This window comes from Nibricoccus aquaticus, assembly GCF_002310495.1.
In the GTDB taxonomy this organism is placed as follows: Bacteria; Verrucomicrobiota; Verrucomicrobiia; order Opitutales; family Opitutaceae; genus Nibricoccus; species Nibricoccus aquaticus.
In genome coordinates this window covers 3,139,239-3,156,473 of record NZ_CP023344.1, presented here as the reverse complement: position 1 = coordinate 3,156,473, position 17,235 = coordinate 3,139,239, and the positions used below count along the sequence as shown (strand labels likewise).

Annotated in this window: 13 protein-coding genes; all 13 read left to right on the top strand. The window is 55.0% G+C overall.

Annotation, left to right across the window (positions count from 1 at the left end):
- The first annotated feature begins 24 nt into the window (after window positions 1–24).
- The 13 genes from CMV30_RS12610 (at window position 25) to rfbB (ending at window position 17,168) form a co-directional block, all read left to right on the top strand.
- Window positions 25–768 carry a sugar phosphate nucleotidyltransferase gene (locus CMV30_RS12610; protein ID WP_096056365.1) on the top strand — a complete coding sequence of 248 codons (744 nt, stop codon included), beginning with the start codon at window positions 25–27 and terminating at the stop codon, window positions 766–768.
- 18 nt (window positions 769–786) lie between these two features.
- Window positions 787–1,596 carry a class I SAM-dependent methyltransferase gene (locus CMV30_RS12605; protein WP_096056364.1) on the top strand — a complete coding sequence of 270 codons (810 nt, stop codon included), beginning with the start codon at window positions 787–789 and terminating at the stop codon, window positions 1,594–1,596.
- Window positions 1,593–2,351, top strand: a complete 759-nt coding sequence (locus CMV30_RS12600; protein ID WP_096056363.1) for a glycosyltransferase family 2 protein — start codon at window positions 1,593–1,595, stop codon at window positions 2,349–2,351. The genes CMV30_RS12605 and CMV30_RS12600 overlap by 4 nt, the downstream gene beginning before the upstream one ends.
- Complete coding sequence (locus tag CMV30_RS12595; RefSeq protein WP_096056362.1) at window positions 2,348–2,986, top strand: PI-PLC domain-containing protein; 639 nt, start codon at window positions 2,348–2,350, stop codon at window positions 2,984–2,986. Before CMV30_RS12600 ends, CMV30_RS12595 begins: the two co-directional genes overlap by 4 nt.
- Window positions 2,983–4,728: a hypothetical protein gene (locus CMV30_RS12590; protein ID WP_096056361.1), complete on the top strand. Its 1,746-nt coding sequence runs from the start codon at window positions 2,983–2,985 to the stop codon at window positions 4,726–4,728. Before CMV30_RS12595 ends, CMV30_RS12590 begins: the two co-directional genes overlap by 4 nt.
- Before the next feature lie 66 nt (window positions 4,729–4,794).
- Complete coding sequence (locus CMV30_RS19510; protein WP_138223284.1) at window positions 4,795–6,558, top strand: hypothetical protein; 1,764 nt, start codon at window positions 4,795–4,797, stop codon at window positions 6,556–6,558.
- 20 nt (window positions 6,559–6,578) lie between these two features.
- The gene (locus CMV30_RS12580; RefSeq protein WP_096056359.1) at window positions 6,579–7,523 is read left to right on the top strand and encodes a glycosyltransferase family 2 protein; all 945 of its coding nucleotides are present in this window, start codon (window positions 6,579–6,581) and stop codon (window positions 7,521–7,523) included.
- A gap of 46 nt (window positions 7,524–7,569) precedes the next feature.
- A complete protein-coding gene (locus CMV30_RS12575; protein ID WP_096056358.1) occupies window positions 7,570–8,337 on the top strand; it encodes a GNAT family N-acetyltransferase in 768 nt (255 codons plus the stop codon).
- On the top strand, window positions 8,295–9,476 hold the full coding sequence (gene rffA, locus CMV30_RS12570) for a dTDP-4-amino-4,6-dideoxygalactose transaminase (RefSeq protein ID WP_245844173.1): 1,182 nt from the start codon (window positions 8,295–8,297) through the stop codon (window positions 9,474–9,476). Before CMV30_RS12575 ends, rffA begins: the two co-directional genes overlap by 43 nt.
- A 174-nt stretch (window positions 9,477–9,650) precedes the next feature.
- Window positions 9,651–12,647, top strand: a complete 2,997-nt coding sequence (locus CMV30_RS12565; RefSeq protein ID WP_175414862.1) for a glycosyltransferase — start codon at window positions 9,651–9,653, stop codon at window positions 12,645–12,647.
- Window positions 12,648–12,701: 54 nt separating this feature from the next.
- The gene (locus tag CMV30_RS12560) at window positions 12,702–14,906 is read left to right on the top strand and encodes a DMT family transporter (protein WP_138223283.1); all 2,205 of its coding nucleotides are present in this window, start codon (window positions 12,702–12,704) and stop codon (window positions 14,904–14,906) included.
- A 284-nt stretch (window positions 14,907–15,190) separates the two neighbouring features.
- Window positions 15,191–16,060 carry a sugar nucleotide-binding protein gene (locus CMV30_RS12555; RefSeq protein ID WP_096056354.1) on the top strand — a complete coding sequence of 290 codons (870 nt, stop codon included), beginning with the start codon at window positions 15,191–15,193 and terminating at the stop codon, window positions 16,058–16,060.
- A 40-nt stretch (window positions 16,061–16,100) separates the two neighbouring features.
- Window positions 16,101–17,168, top strand: a complete 1,068-nt coding sequence (gene rfbB / locus CMV30_RS12550; RefSeq protein ID WP_096056353.1) for a dTDP-glucose 4,6-dehydratase — start codon at window positions 16,101–16,103, stop codon at window positions 17,166–17,168.
- The last annotated feature ends 67 nt before the right edge of the window (window positions 17,169–17,235 follow it).

Sequence of the window (17,235 nt, the reverse complement as noted above, 5' to 3'; positions counted from 1 at the left end):
CCGCGACGCGTAAATCTCATCCCCATGGCCGGCGCTGGTCAGCGTTTCGTCGATGCTGGTTACACAGTGCCCAAGCCGCTGATCGATGTCGGCGGACTACCCATGATCGTCCATGCCGCTCGCAGCCTTCCCAAACCGGATCTCTGGATTTTTGTCTGCCGTGCCGAGCATATCGCCCAAGCGAGGATCGACCTCACGCTCCAAAAACTTTTCCAGCCCTGCATCGTCATAACCGTCGATCATCTGACCGAAGGCCAGGCCTGCACCTGCCTGCTCGCGCGCGATGAATTGCGCCCCGATGATGAGCTTCACATCGGCGCCTGCGACAACGCCATGACATGGGCTCCGGCTGATTACGAACGGGTGATGCGCGATCCGCGCAGCGATTTCCTCGTCTGGACATTTCGGAACAATCCGGCGGTGCAGCAAGATCCGCGCATGTACGGCTGGGTAAAGACGGGCGAAGACGGACAAATCACAGGAGTTTCCGTCAAAGTTCCGCTGAGCGATACCCCCATGAAGGATCATGCAGTGATCGGAGCTTTCAGTTTTCGCCGAGCAGGTCTGTTCCTCGATGCGTGCGACGACATGATTCGCGCAAATTCCCGCATCAAAAACGAATTCTACGTCGATAACGCCATCAACTTTGCCCTCTCACGCGGCGCTCATGGACTCCCCTTTGAAGTTGACCGCTACATTTGCTGGGGCACGCCCCGAGACCTCGACACATACAACTACTGGCGCGGCTACTTTTTAAGTCACAGCTAAACTCTCACACCGACGTTCATGATAGATAAATTATTACTCCGTAAGCCGTATTTTCCCGATCCCAACGCCAACCGAATGAACCACGTCGGTGACGTCGTCAGAGCCAGAGAAAACTACCTCAAATACCGGCCCTCCAATCTAACCTACCTCTTACGCAAACGATTCGAATGGATGAATGATTTCATTCGCCCCGGCGAATCAGGCATCGAAGTAGGCTGCGGAACGGGACTCTCCAAACTCTTTATAGTCGCGCCTGATTTCATTCTGACAGACTACGCAGATCACCCGTGGGTGGAGGTCAAAGTCGATGCGCTCAACATGCCTTACGCTGACGCCTCTCTCGACTACATCGTCTCCAGTAACATGATTCATCATCTCGCGACACCGGCTCAATTTTTTAAGGAATGCCAGCGAGTGCTCAAACCAGGCGGCCGGATAATTATTCAAGAGATCAACACCTCGCTTGCCATGAGAGCTATTTTACGGGCTATGCGCCACGAGGGCTATAGTTTCGAACCTGATGTGTTCTCCTTCGATGTGATCTGCAACGACCCCCGTGATCTTTGGTCGGCCAACTGCGCCATACCGCGCATCCTATTCGACGATCAAGCGCGGTTTGAACGAGAGCAAACCGCCTTCAAGATAACGCACAAAAAATTCACCGAGTTCATGCTGTTTCCATTGTCAGGTGGAGTAATCGCAAAGACCAAAACCATCAATCTCCCAAAAGTATTTTTGGGGTTGGTTAACGCCTTGGATGGACTGCTCTGCGCAATCGCCCCGCAGCACTTCGCACTTCAGCGTCAGATCGTACTTGAAAAACGTTGATCGAATCGAGCGCCGCCATGTCGATGACTCCCGTCTTTTCAGTCGTTCTTCCTTGCTACAACGAAAGCGAAACCCTGCCTCAGCTATTTTCTCGTTTCGATGAAGTCCTGGAGGGACGTAATGATCTTGAAGTCGTATTCGTTAATAACGGATCCAAGGATAACTCCAGTGACATCTTCGCAATTCAGCTCGCACAGCCTGGGCGTCAGTGGGCGCGATTGGTCGATGTGACGGTCAATCAAGGCTACGGTTTCGGAATCCTCGCGGGTCTGCGTGCCACGCAGGGAAAATTCATTGGCTGGACCCATGCCGACTCACAATATGACCCGCACTATGTGGTCGAAGGCTTCAAACGCCTGATCGCAAGTCCCCGGCCTGACCGGACAATTCTGCAAGGAAGACGTGTAGGACGTAATGCGTTCGATGCCTTTTTCACCGCAGGAATGACCCTGCTTTCCTGCCTCGCACTTGGCATCCGAGTAAGTGACGTAAACGCACAGCCCAAGCTTTTCCCTCGGGCTCTTTTCGATGAAGTGAAAAATCCTCCTCATGATTTCTCGCTCGATCTCTACATGCTCTTCCTAGGCCGTCGTCTCGGCTATTCGATAGAGCGCATGCCGGTGGTCTTCGCACGCCGCACATTTGGCGAGGCCAAGGGAGGCGCTGGCTCGCTCCGCTTGAAATGGAAACTCATCAAACGCACGTGGGCCTTTATCGGTCAACTGCGCCGCGATATCCGGACTGGCAAGCTATGAACATACCCCGCCCAGAACTTGTCATCCATCGCGTCAACGAACGCGCGCGACTTGCGGACATTCCCCGTCACTTCGGAGCCGAGATCGATCTTCGAGCCGAAGGGAGTAAGCTCGTGCTAAACCACGACCCATTCAAAGGCGGCGAATACTTCACGGATTGGTTAGATGGCTATCAACACGGTCTGCTCGTACTAAATATTAAAGAGGCAGGCATTGAGGCCGAAGTCATCCGGCTCGTAGAAGCGCGAGGGATCAAACGGTTCTTTCTACTCGATGTAGAGTTCCCCTACATTTACCGGGCAAGTCGCGCAGGAGAACGGCGCATCGCCATGCGTTACTCAGAAGATGAAGCGATAGAAACTGTGCTTAATTATCACACGAAGATCGACTGGGTCTGGATAGACTCAAATACACGACTGCCGCTTGACCACAAAACTGTCGCCGCCCTTCAAGGCTTTTCCACATGTCTCGTTTGCCCGGAACGTTGGGGCCGGCCAGCAGACATTCCTGCATATGCCGCACAAATGCGAAAACTGAGTTTTCAACCATCCGCAGTAATGACCGCACTTTCGCATGCTACGACATGGATGAATGCACTTGCAGCACCTGTAACGACTGAATCAATCGCCACATGAATCGGCCCATTGGAGCGGCTACTGAAACAAGTCAGGGCCATTCACTGCCACTGTGCCAAAACCTGACTTGGACTTCACGTCTGACTCAGATCAGCTTTTGGCTTTGGTTGGTTTACGTGGCTGGAATCGCCACCTACGCGAACTCCGACCTCATCGTCGGACGCCCATTCCTTTTCATGGACGAGATGATCCCATTCGATGGGGTTAAGCGCATCCTGACCGCTCCTGATTCTGAGCAGTTCTGGTGGGCAGTGTCCGACGGAGGGGATCATCGTTATGGTCGCATATTCTACAACGCCACGGCCCTGATTTCCTCGATACCCTATCGTATTTGGGGCGATGCGGGACTGATCGTCGCCATGCGTAGTGCCCAGGTCGTCTTCTTGCTCGGAAGCTACGTCCTCCTGTGCCTGACATTGCTGCGCAGTTGGCAAGGCAGGTTTGTCGCTCTGGTTGTACTCACCAGTCTCCCCTTCACCGATTACTATCTTACTCAGCCCAAGCCTGAACCGCTGCAGATGCTGTTTCTCGCCGTTTTCCTGGCATTGGCGGTTCGCCGACAATACGGGTTCGGCTGGCACTGGCTTTTTCTCGGCCTGACATTTGGCACCAAGATTTCTGCGTTACCACTATGCGCAGCTGCCGGACTTCTTGCAGTCCTGCAAACTCGTGAATCTCCGCTTAAACATATTCGTGCAGGAGTGCAGGCAGCTTTCGCCTTTGTCTTTGGATGGTGTCTCGCCGTTCCCATGCTTTTCTGGCCAACACCGAGCCGGCTCCAATCTTATCTACAGTGGACTTTTCAAGCTACAGGGCATGGGAGTGACGATGCTCAAGTGACACCCTTGACTTGGCTTCGCTCCATTTTTGGCGGCGATGCGGTGAGAAGTTACGCGTCAGCTTTTGCAATCGGATTAATGGTTTTGGTGGTAATCGGGCTACTCCTAGCCGCCATCATCGCCATGGCTCGCAAATGGAAAAGTTGGAAAGATCTGGTAGCCGCAGAAAGCCCTCTGGTGCTGCTCTTCATGGCGACGGCGCTAGGAGTACCGATTATCATGTTAGTCAAACGGCTGTGGGGATTCTATCTGCATCCCGCAGAAATGCTGGCGGTTCTCGGAGTTGTTCTTGCTGGAGAATACTTGATACGTGCCAGCTCAACCGAGCGAAGATACAAAGCATTGAATCTCACCGTCATCATCATCGCTTGCTCGGCGGCCTTGCCTGCCTTGATAATGAGCAATCGGGCAGCGCTCAAGCAATTCGACCTTCTGGCCAAGCGCACAGATGATCCAGTCTTTCAAAGCGGTTTGGCTACTTATAGGGAAGCACTCTTCATCATTGAGGCGATTGCGGATACCCATCGACGCGATCACCCGTCAGAGACTTTACGAATAGCCTACGATCCCTTTCTTTTCCTGCCCGACTCACAACCAGGACTCGTTATTGAGCCCGTATGGGAACCATTCGCAGCATGGGATCGGCAGTTTCATGCTATAATACTAAGCGAGAAGTGGCAATTCGGATACATTTCCGGCAAAATTCCGCTGCCGAGTGCTACTTCGGCTAACTATGAAGGATTCCTAAAGGCTAGAGATGCTTTCGCTAAAGCCGTTGAATTGGATGCTGAGAAAACTTCAGATAGACCCTACCGGCTGGTTCGCATGCTGCCTGATGCGGCCTTTCTTATCCGAAAAGACCTCCAAAATCCGGCAAAGACCGCACTCACGGCATTCCGCTAGCTCGAAGCCTTAACTAATTCCCAAACCCGCGATTGCCCAAAGCGACTGCCGTTTTACCCAGCTCACATGCCTTCATTCAGTCTTTCTGGAATCTTTTGCCGTCGCAGTACATTTTGGCCGGTGGCCGGCATGGTGGTCATGGTATTCCTCGCTTACTTTCGTCGTTTCGCTGAATTCGGTTTCTATGGCGATGACCATGCTTTTTTCGGTGGAGTGATCAATCGTAGCTGGAACGAAGCAATCGACCATTTCAAATGGTGCCTCACCAAGTGGCCACAAGGTCGCCCCTTGGGCATGGGAGTGAATCTTTCCCTGCTTCCCTACATCGTTTACAGCTTGGGCGGCGTGGTCGGCCTCCATTTTGCGGGATTCCTAATTGCTTCAACCAACGGGGTATTGATCTACCGGTTACTCAAAGCGTATCACCCGCCATTGATTGCCTGGAGCTCAGCAGGATTTTATCTTCTTGCCCCAGTTGATACCGTTCAAAACTCGCTGGTTTACGCTTATAACTTCGAACTCGCTGTAACAACCTGCCTGCTTGCAGCCTTGGCGGCGTTACGCGGACGAAGTATTCTATTTATACTCTTTCTCGCGATGGGGCTTCTCATGGTCGAACCCGTAGCGATGTTCGCCCTTTTCGCCCCACTTTGCCTGGGAGTTCGATTGGATCGAGATTGGCTGTGGTGGAGTTTCCGTCATGTACTGCGATGGACAGGAACAGTCTTGGCTGTCTTGATCTGCCGGCAGATCATCGGCGATCCATGGGGCAGCGAAAGAGTTTCAGAAATGACGGCCAATCCCCTCCTTACTTTGAAGAGCGGGTTAACAACGTCTACAACGGGGTTCCATACCCATTTTGACTTAATTGCAGAGCGCTTGATACAGCCATTTAGAGAAGCTGACGGAGAAGTCTTCACGACTATGCTCGCGGTCGGTGCAATCTCGGCATTCATACTCTGGTGGCTTAACTCGGCAGATTCACTCCGGTCCTCCGGAGGCAATTCAGCCTCTATAGCAACACCGGAATCTTCCTCAAAATGGACCGGGATCGTCGCCTTGGCGGCAGGAGGAAGCGTAATCATGCTGGCAGTCTATTTCGCTTATTTCCGGGCTCCATGGGCTCCAGCAAACTGGCGGACTGGATTTATGTCGGGCGTACATGTAATTGCCGAGCTAGGCAGCTGCCTCATATTTGCCAGCTGTGTGCTGCTCCTTACGAAGTTATTGTCGTATCGCCTCCGGCCACTCACTTTTGCACTGCCTGTCTTTGTGTTCACGGCATTCGCCGGATTCGGTACTTTAGTACAACGCGATTACGCGAACAGCTGGTTCTTTCAAAGAAGTTTTTGGCAAGCCTATGGTCGCCAATGTGCAGACGCAGGCGAAAGCACCTTTGTAGTTGTACTCGATAAAAACCTGCCGCCCGTACGATACATCGATTTATTCAGTTGGGGTGCGGAGATTTTACCCGGTGCACTTTATAGATACGGAGCCGTAAGCATCGCGGAAGCCGCCACTCTCAACCAGCCAATAACGCGTCCCCCAACAGTTATTTTAACTGCTCCCGAGCTGACCACAGCCATCCAACAAAAAGAATCAGGGTATGCATGGAAACCGACTTATTATTTCATGCTTCCTAAGGATTCCACACAACAGCCAGCTGACAAAAATGTCATTGTGATGACCCATGAAGGGCAAGGTCGATGGAGTCGTATTGAAGGTAATGCCACTGTGGACCAAGGTACACTCCAGCTAAAATCATCATCTGATCCCGACATCCTTAGGCACACCCCAAAGGCGCCTCTAGCGGCAGCCTATGGCTTGTAAGCCCACCTACTTCCTTGCCCATGTCTTCGAATCCAGCGATCAAAATTTCTATTGTTAGTCCGGTTTATCGAGCAGAAAAATTGCTCGATCTTTTGATCAGTCGACTAACAAAAGTGCTTGGGGAAATCGGCATTACATACGAAATCATTCTGGTTGAAGACTGTAGCCCGGATGCCAGTTGGAATGCTGTCGCACGTCTGTGTGCCCAAAATTCCCATGTTGTTGGCCTGCGGCTAAGCCGAAATTTCGGCCAGCACTATGCTATCTCGGCAGGACTAAATATTTCCCGCGGCGAGTGGGTTATCGTCATGGATTGCGATCTACAAGATCAGCCGGAAGAAATACCGAATTTGCTAAACAAAGCCCTGGAGGGGCATGACATTGTCCTCGCCCGCCGTTCAGTCCGCCAGGACAACCTCCTTAAAAGAGCCACTTCCCGCCTTTTTTATAGAGGCCTAAGTTATCTCACGGGCAGCAAACTGGACCCTGCTGTGGCAAATTTTGGTATCTATCATCGCAAGGTCGTCGCGGCGATCAACGCAATGCCAGAGAGTATCCGCTACTTCCCTACGATGGTGCGATGGGTTGGATTCCGGTCCACCTCCATCGATGTGGTCCACGCCGCACGCCCTGAAGGCCCATCCAGCTACAACTGGTCCAAGTTGTTCAACCTCGCTTGCGATATCGCATTGGCCTACTCGGACAAGCCCCTCAAGCTTGCCGTCAAGACTGGCGTGATAATCTCAGCAACGGGGTTCGTGTTTGCCGGTTACACAATCGTGCAAGCCCTGAGGGAAAAAATCACCGTACTAGGTTATTCCAGCTTGATTGTCTCAGTATGGGTTTTGGCTGGTCTCATCATCTTGATCAACGGAATCGTAGGCCTTTACGTTGGCAAGATCTTCGAGGGAGTGAAGCGTCGCCCGTCCTTCATCGTCAGTGAAATACTCCCCTCCGGTCATTGAGATCCATTGGACATGCCCTCATTGAGCCACCGTCGACACCGAACAAATGATCAACTCTACTGCACAAGATCCCCAACCCTGTGTTCTTTTGCCTTGGGACACTAATTTCTTTGGGTTTCGCATCGGTCGAGTTAAGGATTCGCAATTAACCGAGATTTCCACTGCCGCGATTCTTGAGTGGAGCGAGAAACAGAATATTCGGTGTTTGTATTTCTCAGGTGACGGGACGCACGCCGAAACACTCCAACTCGCATTCAGGGCCGGCTTTCAATTTATTGATGTCCGTGTCGAGCTGGCGCTTTCACTTGAATCGACATCTGCTTATTCTGAACCTGAGGATGTAATCCGATCTGCTAGTCCAACGGACTTGGGCAATTTACAAGCCCTCGCGAGAAAATCACATTACGACACCCGCTTTTTCAAGGACCTAGGTTTTCCCCGTCATAGAGCGCAGGATCTTTATGGAGAGTGGATTCAACGCGACCTGAAGATACATCACGTGATAATGGCAACTTGTCCGGGAGAACGTGATCGGCCGGCAGGCTACATCACCTGCCAAATTGATCCCGAGATCCGGCAAGGGCGCATCGGATTAATCGCTGTCGACACGCAATCCCAAGGGAAAGGCATCGGTCGAGCACTTGTTCATGCAGGCTTGAATTGGTTTCGAGCTTCGCATTGCAGCATCGTAAATGTAGCGACCCAAGCATCGAATCTGCCCGCACTCCGACTCTACCAAGCTGTCGGCTTCCGCCACATTGAGTCCTCAGTATGGTTCCATCACTGGTTTCCCTCGACGCACGAATTACAATGACCACCCCTAATCTTCCTTTCAATCGTTCGTCCCTGGCGGGACGCGAATTGGAATACATTAACCTAACCTTGGAGGCTGGCCAGATTGCCGGTGACCAGCTTTTTTCTAAAAAATGCCACAAGCTTCTGGAGGATGTCCTCGGCACCAAGCGGGCGCTCGTCACGACATCTTGCACCCACGCCTTAGAAATGACGGCAATTCTGCTCGATATCCAGACAGGGGATGAGGTGATCGTTCCATCATTCACCTTTGTCTCTACAGCCAACGCCTTCGTCTTACGCGGCGCCCGGCCGGTTTTTTGCGATGTTCGCCACGATACGCTTAACCTAGATGAGGCCAAACTCGAAGAGTTGATCTCCCCTAGGACCAAGGCGATTGTCGTGGTGCATTACGCCGGCGTAAGCTGCGCCATGGATGAGATAAACGCCATCGCGGCACGGCATGGAATACCAGTAGTGGAAGACAATGCCCACGGCCTTTTCGGTAAATACAAAGGGCGCTGGCTGGGCACTATCGGCGCGCTCGCCACTCAGAGTTTTCACGAGACCAAGAACATCACCTGTGGGGAGGGTGGTGCCTTGTTGATCAATGATCATCGCTATGCCGAGCGCGCGGAGATCATCCGCGAAAAAGGCACCAACCGGGCGAACTTCTTCCGCGGGCAGGTCGACAAATATTCGTGGGTCGATGTTGGCAGCAGCTATGTTATGAGCGACGTGCTGGCGGCATTCCTCTATGCCCAGCTTGAGCGTTGGGAGGACATTCAAGGAAAACGTCGCTTACTCTGGAATCGATACCACTCCGAACTCTCGGGTTGGGCTGCCCGGAACGGAGTCACCCAACCCACGGTTCCCTCCTACTGCGAACAGGCCTGGCATATGTACTACTTGCTTCTCCCTTCACTCCAATCCCGGCAGGCACTGATCGCACATCTTAAGGCCCATGGCGTACTCGCTGTTTTTCACTACCTTCCCCTGCACCTGTCCCAATATGCCAGCCGCTGGGGTGGCAAAAAAGGGCAGTGCCCGGTTACTGAAGACGTGAGTGATCGCCTGCTACGATTATCCTTCTACAATACCCTGACTCAAGATGACCAATCCCGGGTAATCAATGCTGTCCAAAAATTTAGCGCCGCCTAAATTATTTTCGTTCGTTTTGCATCGAAAGGGCAACTACGCTTGGAGCCGTCAAAGGCTCTGATTCTCGATTTGATAGCTTTGTGAAATTGCCGCACTTAAAGGTCTGATTTATTCGCCCTGCGCCATAATGCAGACTTCTCAAAAATGAGGTCGTCTGCTTTTTATGGAAAGCCCGTGAACATACTTTTCGTAAATTACGGGAACGAGACCAGTAACAGTCTCAATCACATCTACGGATTCGCATCTGCGGCCCGGCAGGCTGGGCATTCAAGTGCTATAACCCTCCCTCAATTGGGCAGGTTGCGCTCAATAATAAAAAGGAACTCTCCTCCGATAGTTTCTTATGACGAGTGCATACGCTCATCGCCATTCCCCAATCACAAACCACCCGACATCGTTCACGCATGGACTCCGCGCGAATGCGTCCGGACATTCGTCACCGCATGTCGCCAGCAAGCTCCCCTGGCGCGCTTGATCATACACTTGGAGGACAACGAAGAAATCCTCCTCGAAACCTATTCAGGCAAATCCATCGCCGAGCTGCAGTCCCTTCCCTCAAAAGCGCTGCGTAGCGTCATTCCACCCCAGCTCGCACATCCCTTCCGATATCGCGAATTCTTAAAGGAAAGCGACGGGATCACGTGCATAACAGAACGCCTCAAAAGATTTTGCCCCCCCGCAATCCACTCACGTCTCCTGTATCCAGGAATTGAACTGCCCTCGTTCACAACACGTGAAGCCGCGGCACAAAGTCGTCTGGCACTTCCAGACAGCCGGCTTTCAGGCGAGAAATGGATCGTTTACACCGGAAGCACCACCTTCGCCAATCTGGCGGACATCCGCACACTCCTGATCGCCGTGCATATGCTGAACGAACAGGGCACGCCCTGTAAGCTCATACGCACCGGGATCAATCCAGCTGCGCTCGCAGCCCAGTTGGACACCCTCGCTCGCGAGTACATCATCGATCTGGGTTTCGTCGATAAAACAGAAATCCCTTCGCTGTTATCTTTAGCTGATGCACTCGTGCAGCCCGGCGCACCCGACAACTTCAACGACTACCGCCTCCCCTCTAAAATACCCGAGTTCTTGGCCAGCGGACGCGCCACAATTATCCCTCGCGCAAATATCGGTCACCACATCATCGAAGGTGAGCACGCTCTTTTGCTCAAAACAGGTTCTGCTCAAGAGATCGCCGACCAGTGCCTTCGCGTTTTCAGCGATCCCGCGCTCGCAGCTCGGCTATCCGCAGGCGGGCGTGAATTTGCCCGCCAACATTTCGATCTTCAAAAAAACACTCAGGACCTTTTGAAGTTTTATGAAGAAGTCTTGGCAAACTCACGCCCTCGTCCGCTCGCCAGGAAAATCATCCCACCTCTTGTTTCAAACTGGATAAACGACGCCAGGAATTTTCTCTGGCCGGATCACACAGAACATCAGCCGGAATCACCCGGCCCTTTCATCGAGTCTGAGTACACGCGCTGGCTCAAACAACACGACCGCAGCAGCTCCGCACAGACTGCCTCCGTTCGTAACACCCTCAACTCGCTTCCCATCCCCGCTCAGCACCGGCTGTCCATTTTGATGCCGGTCTACAACACCGACCCACGCTGGCTCACCCGCGCCATAGATTCAGTTCGCAACCAGCTCTATCCAAACTGGGAACTCTGCATTGCCGACGACGCATCCACCGAGCCACCCATCCGCCGCCTGCTAGCGAAAGAATCCGCGTCCGATCCTCGCATCAAAATCATCTACCGCGAACGTAACGGCCACATCTCCGAGGCATCCAACTCCGCACTCACCCTCGCGACCGGCGCCTTCGTCGTCCTGCTCGACCACGACGATGAACTCCATCCCCACGCGCTCGCAGAAGCCGCCCTCGCCCTATCTAAAAACCCGGGCCTCGATCTCCTCTACTCCGATCGTGATAAGATAGACGACTACGGCAAACGCTTCGCTCCTTATTTCAAGCCCGATTGGAATCCCGATCTTCTCCTCGCGCAAAACTACCTCTGCCATCTCATCATCTTCCGCACCGAACGCCTGCGGCAGATCGGTGGTTTCCGAAAAGGCTACGAAGGCAGCCAGGATTGGGATCTCGCACTGCGATACACCGAAGGCCTCGGCCCCGATAAAATTCACCACATTCCCAAAGTCCTATACCACTGGCGTGCTGCGCCAGGCTCCACCGCCCTGCACCTGAACGAGAAAAACAGCTACCCGCAACGCGCCGCCCGCAAAGCCCTCACCGACCATCTCACCCGCACCGCCACAAGCGCCGAACTACTCCCTACTCCCGGTCAGCATTGGCGTATCAAATACACCCTGCCGTCTCCTGCGCCGACCGTCTGCATAGCTTTGCCCCTTATCGATCGGATAATCGACGCCCTCGCGTCCGCTGAAAAAATTCACACGGCGACTTCCTATGACAGCAGCCGCCTTCTTGTCGGAATGCATGCTGATCACGCCGCCTCAAACCCGGCCCCTACCAAAGTAAGCTGCTCTCGCACCGTCGCACGGATCAGCTCCCTCATCTGCAACGGCTCACCCGGTTACGCCAGTTACGCCAATCAGCTCGCTCGCGCCTCAAACGCAAAAATCCTCACCTTCCTCGATCCTGATCTCTTTCCCACGAATCCCGGCTGGCTAGACGAACTCGTCTCACAGCTCTCCCGAAAAGAGATCGGAGCAGTCGGCGGCCACATCATCGGCCCAGACAAAAAAATCCTTCAAACCGGCATCATCATCGAGCCCTCGGTCGCCGGTGACCGCTTTACCGCTCTCTCCGCATTCGCCTGGTCTGATCCAAACAGCGATGGCTACAACAACCGCCTGCGCCTGGTTCAGGACTACACCGCCCTCAGCGCCGACGGTCTCGCCATCAAACGCGATCTCTTCCTCCGCCTCGGCGGCTTCGACGAGTCCTTTGCCAGCCACCAAAGCGCCGCCATCGATCTGTGCCTCCGCATACGCCAGTCCGGACTTCGCGTAATCAACACACCACACGCGCAACTCATGCGCGCCACCAACACCCGATTCGAAATCCCCCACACCGATCGCATCGCGCTTTTTCAACGCTGGAGCTCAACCCATCTCCATGATCCCGCCTACAACCGGAATCTCGCCCTCTACGGCGGTGGCTTTTCGCTCGCCTTTCCCCCCCGCTAAGCGAGACCGGCAGCGATGCCCGCCAACAGCCCTCCAACACCAGCCCGCTCACTCTTGAAGCAACCGGTATTTTGGATACTGGCTTCAGTAACCGCACTCCAGATCCTCAACTGGGTGGCCTCCGTCGCCCGCTTCCAAGTAAACGTCCCCATCTGGGATCAGTGGGATTTTTTTAATCCACTCTTCAACGGCGAAGGCTCGCTCGCGCTCTTTAACTACCAACACGGCCCCCACCGGCAGGGCCTCGCGTTCATTTTCAGCTCGTGGATCATGAACGCTAGTCACTGGGACTCACGCATCGAAAGTCTCTGGATGATCGCCATCCTTGCGGCGACCGCCGTCTTCGCGCTCGGACTGAAAAGGAAACTCTCGGGACGTCTGGAGTTAGCTGATACGCTCATACCGCTATTGATTCTGACGCTGGCCCAATGGGGTTCCGTGATCTCAGTGCCAAACGCCTCTCACAGCGTATTTCCCCTTTTGCTGATAGTGCTATCGGCTCACATCTGGATCAGTACTAAATCGGCCATACGCCTGCCTGCCTCTGGCGCGCTCGCCACCTTCTCGATTTTCACCGGCTTTGGTATATTCAACGGAGTCGTTTTAACCGCGCTTCTCTCGGGTACTCTACTCCACGCAGCCCTGCGCAGGCAAAAAATTGAGCTCAGCTGGGCTTTCCTGGGTTTGGCGATCACGGTGATCGGGTGGACTTTATTTCTGCGCGGTTACCGGTTTAACCCCGCGAGCGACGGTTATCATTTCCCGCACACGCCGCTTTTCGACTACACCCGCTTTCTCGCGCTCATGCTGGTGCATCCCGCTGGCGGCGATCACACCGCCACCATCTTCGAGCAACTAGCAGGCGGAGTGCTGCTGGCTGCATGTGCTGTCGTCTTCTTTGTCGCTGCAACCCGTGGTTTTCGCAATGACACCCAATCCCGCCGCAATGAAGCCATCGTCCTTCTCCTCGGCTCGGGACTGGCGTTCGCAGCGTTCACCGCAGTTGGCCGCATCCACTTGGGAATAACCGCCGGCATGGCTTCGCGCTATGTAACACTCCTCATCCCACTCTGGCTTGGCTTGTATTTCTGGGGTGCCTCACAAACCAGGCCAGCCCTCAAATACGCGACAGTGCTGCTGGTCGGCTTGGTCGCAATTCTACCTTTCACTCACATGCTGCAACGGCCCGTAGCCACCTGGCCTGGAACCGCTGGACTCACGCACTCCTCCCTCGCTGCACTCACCGCTAGTACCGATGAAAAAATCGCCTGGGTGTCCGCCTTCCTGCGCACCGGCGATTTCCAACAAACCGATTCCAGCGTCGGCCGCCTCATCCACCCCGACGGCGAAAGCATCGCCCTCGGCCACAAGCTAGCCTGGCTCAAAACCCGCAACCTCTCCTTCTTCGCAATCTCCACTCGCCCCGATTCTTGGCAACCCTGGTGGCCTGAAAATCGCACCGCCTGGCTGCTAACCCACGAATCCGAAGGCCATGAACGCTGGATGGCCGATAACTCCACTCTCTGGATACAGTCCGAACACGACGGTTTCATTAACTTTCAGGTGGTCCAATCCTCTCCCCACCTGCCCTCCGATTCGCAAATCGAGATTAGTCATCGAAACATCACCGCCCGGGAACACACCGGCTTTCTTCGCGACATCATCTCGCTGCCGATCTCCAGGGGCGAACAATGGCTCGCACTTCGCAGCACCCACGGCAGCGCTCCCGCCAGCCCTCCCGCCGATAACCGCTTCATTTCATTCCGGCTGACCGACGCCTGGATCACACGCCAACCCGCCGGCGTCGAATGGATAACGACCTCATCCGCCCCTCCCGCTCTGACTTGGGTTCCCCTTTATCGCTGGCGGATCGCATCGGGCTTTCACGGATGGGAACGCCCCGCCCTCTTCGGCTGGAGCGATGCCCACCTCAAACTAGAAATAGACTCCAAAGACCCCATCTTCCTGAACGTCCGCATCGACAAGCGCTACAACCCCGTCGCCCGCGGTCCCATCCTTCTCCGGCAGCAAGATCGTGTGCTCGAAATCCCTGCGAACATCACCGCCACTCCGCTCGCGTTCTCCATCGCCATACATGGAAGCCCATCTCCACAACCCCTCGAAATCGAAAACCCCGCCGGTGCCGCCAGCCCGCTCCAAACCGAAGGCAAAGCCGACACCCGCCCCCTCGCCATTCGCTTCAGCCAGCTAAGCATCTCAACGACCCCACTCTTCCCCATGCTGCCCACAGCACCATAACGTCCCAGCCAGCTCCGCTAATACTCACCGCACAACCTCTCCACCCATTTGACGCCAGATATCTCACACCGCATCTTACCATCGCTCCCAGACGAGCACAGATCGCGAAACCCGCGACCGTCAAAACCGGGCCACCCGCCCGGAAATGAAACCGCCGCCCCCGCCAAGGAGACGGCGGTTTTCTTGTCCCCATATGCCCACGCTGAAACGCCTCTCAAGTTAACCCTGAACGCAGGCAAAAACACTTGTTCGCCCCCACTCCCCCGCCTTTCCTACCACTCAGCATGATCTATCTCCTCGGCGGCTCCGGTTACGTTGGTCAGGCCTATCAAGCCCTCCTCCTCCGCAAAAACATCCCATTCCGCAACCTCCGCCGCGCGGAACTGGACTACACCAATCCCGCCATTCTCGCCGCCGCGCTGAAGGCCGACAAGCCCGCCTTCCTCATCAACGCCGCCGGCTACACCGGCAAACCCAACGTCGACGCCTGCGAACTCCACAAAACCGAGTGCCTCTTCGGCAACGCCGTCCTCCCCGGCCTCATCGCCCAGGCGTGCACCGCCGCCGGCGTCCCTTGGGGCCACGTCTCCTCCGGATGCATCTACACCGGATCCCGCCCCGACGGCACCGGGTTCACTGAAACTGACACTCCCAACTTCAGCTTCCGCACCAACAACTGCTCCTTCTATAGCGGCACCAAAGCCCTCGGCGAAGAAATCCTTGCGGACAAACCCAACGTCTACATCTGGCGCCTCCGCATCCCCTTCGACCATGTCGACAGCCCCCGCAACTACCTCACCAAGCTGATGCGCTACGCAAAACTCCTCGAAGCAGAGAACTCCATCTCGCAACTCCACGAGTTCGTTGCCGCCACTTTCGCCTGCTGGGAAAACCGCGTTCCCTTCGGCACCTACAACGTCACCAACCCCGGCCATGTCACCACCCGGGAAGTCGTCTCCCTCATCGAGAAAAGCGGCGTTCACCCGAAAAAATATGAGTTCTTCGCCAGCGAAGCCGAATTCATGAAACTCGCTGCAAAAACTCCCCGCTCCAACTGCGTCATGACCTCCGCCAAACTAGCCAGCGTCGGCATCCAGATGACACCCGTCCGCGACTCTATTGAGCAAGCTCTCCGCGCCTGGCAAAAAGCCTGAACCGTAACCGCCCACACTGATTCCACCCAATTTCGCTTACATGAATATCCTCGTCACCGGCGGCTGCGGCTTCATCGGCTCCAACTTCATCCGCCAGCGCCTCACCGAAACCGGCTCGCCTCTCACGAAACTCGTCAACCTCGACGCCCTCACCTACGCCGGCAACCCCGCCAATCTCGCCGACCTCGCTTCCGATCCACGCTACGTTTTCGCGCATGGCGACATCGGCGACACTGCCCTCGTTTCAAAACTCCTCGCCGATCACGCCATCGACGCCGTCGTTAACTTCGCCGCCGAATCTCACGTCGACCGCTCCATCGATTCCCCCGAGCCCTTCATCCAAACCAACGTCGTCGGCACCCTCCGCCTCCTCAACGCCGCCCGTCTCCACTGGGCAAAACTCCCGACGTCGAAAAAAGAAGCGTTCCGCTTCCTCCACGTCTCCACCGACGAAGTCTACGGCACCCTCGCCGCCGGCGATGCTCCTTGGAACGAGGAATGCCCTTACGAACCCAACTCACCCTACGCCGCCTCGAAGGCCTCCAGCGACCACCTCGTCCGCTCCTTTCAACACACCTACGGCTTCCCCACCGTTACGACCAACTGCTCCAACAACTACGGCCCCTTCCACTTTCCCGAGAAACTCATCCCGCTGATGATTCTCAACGCCCTCGAGGGAAAACCGCTCCCCGTTTACGGCGACGGCCAGCAAATCCGCGACTGGCTCTACGTCGAAGACCATGCCACCGCCATCTGGCTCGCCCTCACCAAAGGCCGCGTCGGCGAAACCTACAATGTCGGCGGCCTCAACGAACGCCCGAATCTTGAAATCGTTAACCGCATCTGCGCGATCCTCGACAAACGATCGCCCCGCGCCGACGGCAAACCCTACATCACGCAGATCACCTACGTCGCCGACCGCCCCGGTCACGACCGCCGCTACGCGATCGACAGCACCAAAATCCGCAAAGAACTCGGCTGGTCCCCCAAGGAAAACTTCGACACCGGCATCGAGAAAACCGTCGACTGGTATCTCAAAAACCGCACCTGGGCCGCCGACATCACTTCGAAAAAATACGCCCGCGAACGCCTCGGCACCAAAGCCTGACCAACTCGTTTTCGATCCAATTACACAGAGGCCACGAGAGTATGCACAGAGATCACAAAGCTCAATC

Excerpts from the sequence above, each read along its gene's own strand:
- CMV30_RS12595 (WP_096056362.1), top strand. The coding sequence starts at position 2,348 with ATGAACATACCCCGCCCAGAACTTGTCATCCATCGCGTCAACGAACGC.
- CMV30_RS12610 (WP_096056365.1), top strand. The coding sequence starts at position 25 with ATGGCCGGCGCTGGTCAGCGTTTCGTCGATGCTGGTTACACAGTGCCC.
- CMV30_RS19510 (WP_138223284.1), top strand. The coding sequence starts at position 4,795 with ATGCCTTCATTCAGTCTTTCTGGAATCTTTTGCCGTCGCAGTACATTT.
- rfbB (WP_096056353.1), top strand. The coding sequence starts at position 16,101 with ATGAATATCCTCGTCACCGGCGGCTGCGGCTTCATCGGCTCCAACTTC.
- CMV30_RS12555 (WP_096056354.1), top strand. The coding sequence starts at position 15,191 with ATGATCTATCTCCTCGGCGGCTCCGGTTACGTTGGTCAGGCCTATCAA.
- CMV30_RS12580 (WP_096056359.1), top strand. The coding sequence starts at position 6,579 with ATGTCTTCGAATCCAGCGATCAAAATTTCTATTGTTAGTCCGGTTTAT.
- rffA (WP_245844173.1), top strand. The coding sequence starts at position 8,295 with ATGGTTCCATCACTGGTTTCCCTCGACGCACGAATTACAATGACCACC.
- CMV30_RS12590 (WP_096056361.1), top strand. The coding sequence starts at position 2,983 with ATGAATCGGCCCATTGGAGCGGCTACTGAAACAAGTCAGGGCCATTCA.
- CMV30_RS12605 (WP_096056364.1), top strand. The coding sequence starts at position 787 with ATGATAGATAAATTATTACTCCGTAAGCCGTATTTTCCCGATCCCAAC.
- CMV30_RS12575 (WP_096056358.1), top strand. The coding sequence starts at position 7,570 with ATGATCAACTCTACTGCACAAGATCCCCAACCCTGTGTTCTTTTGCCT.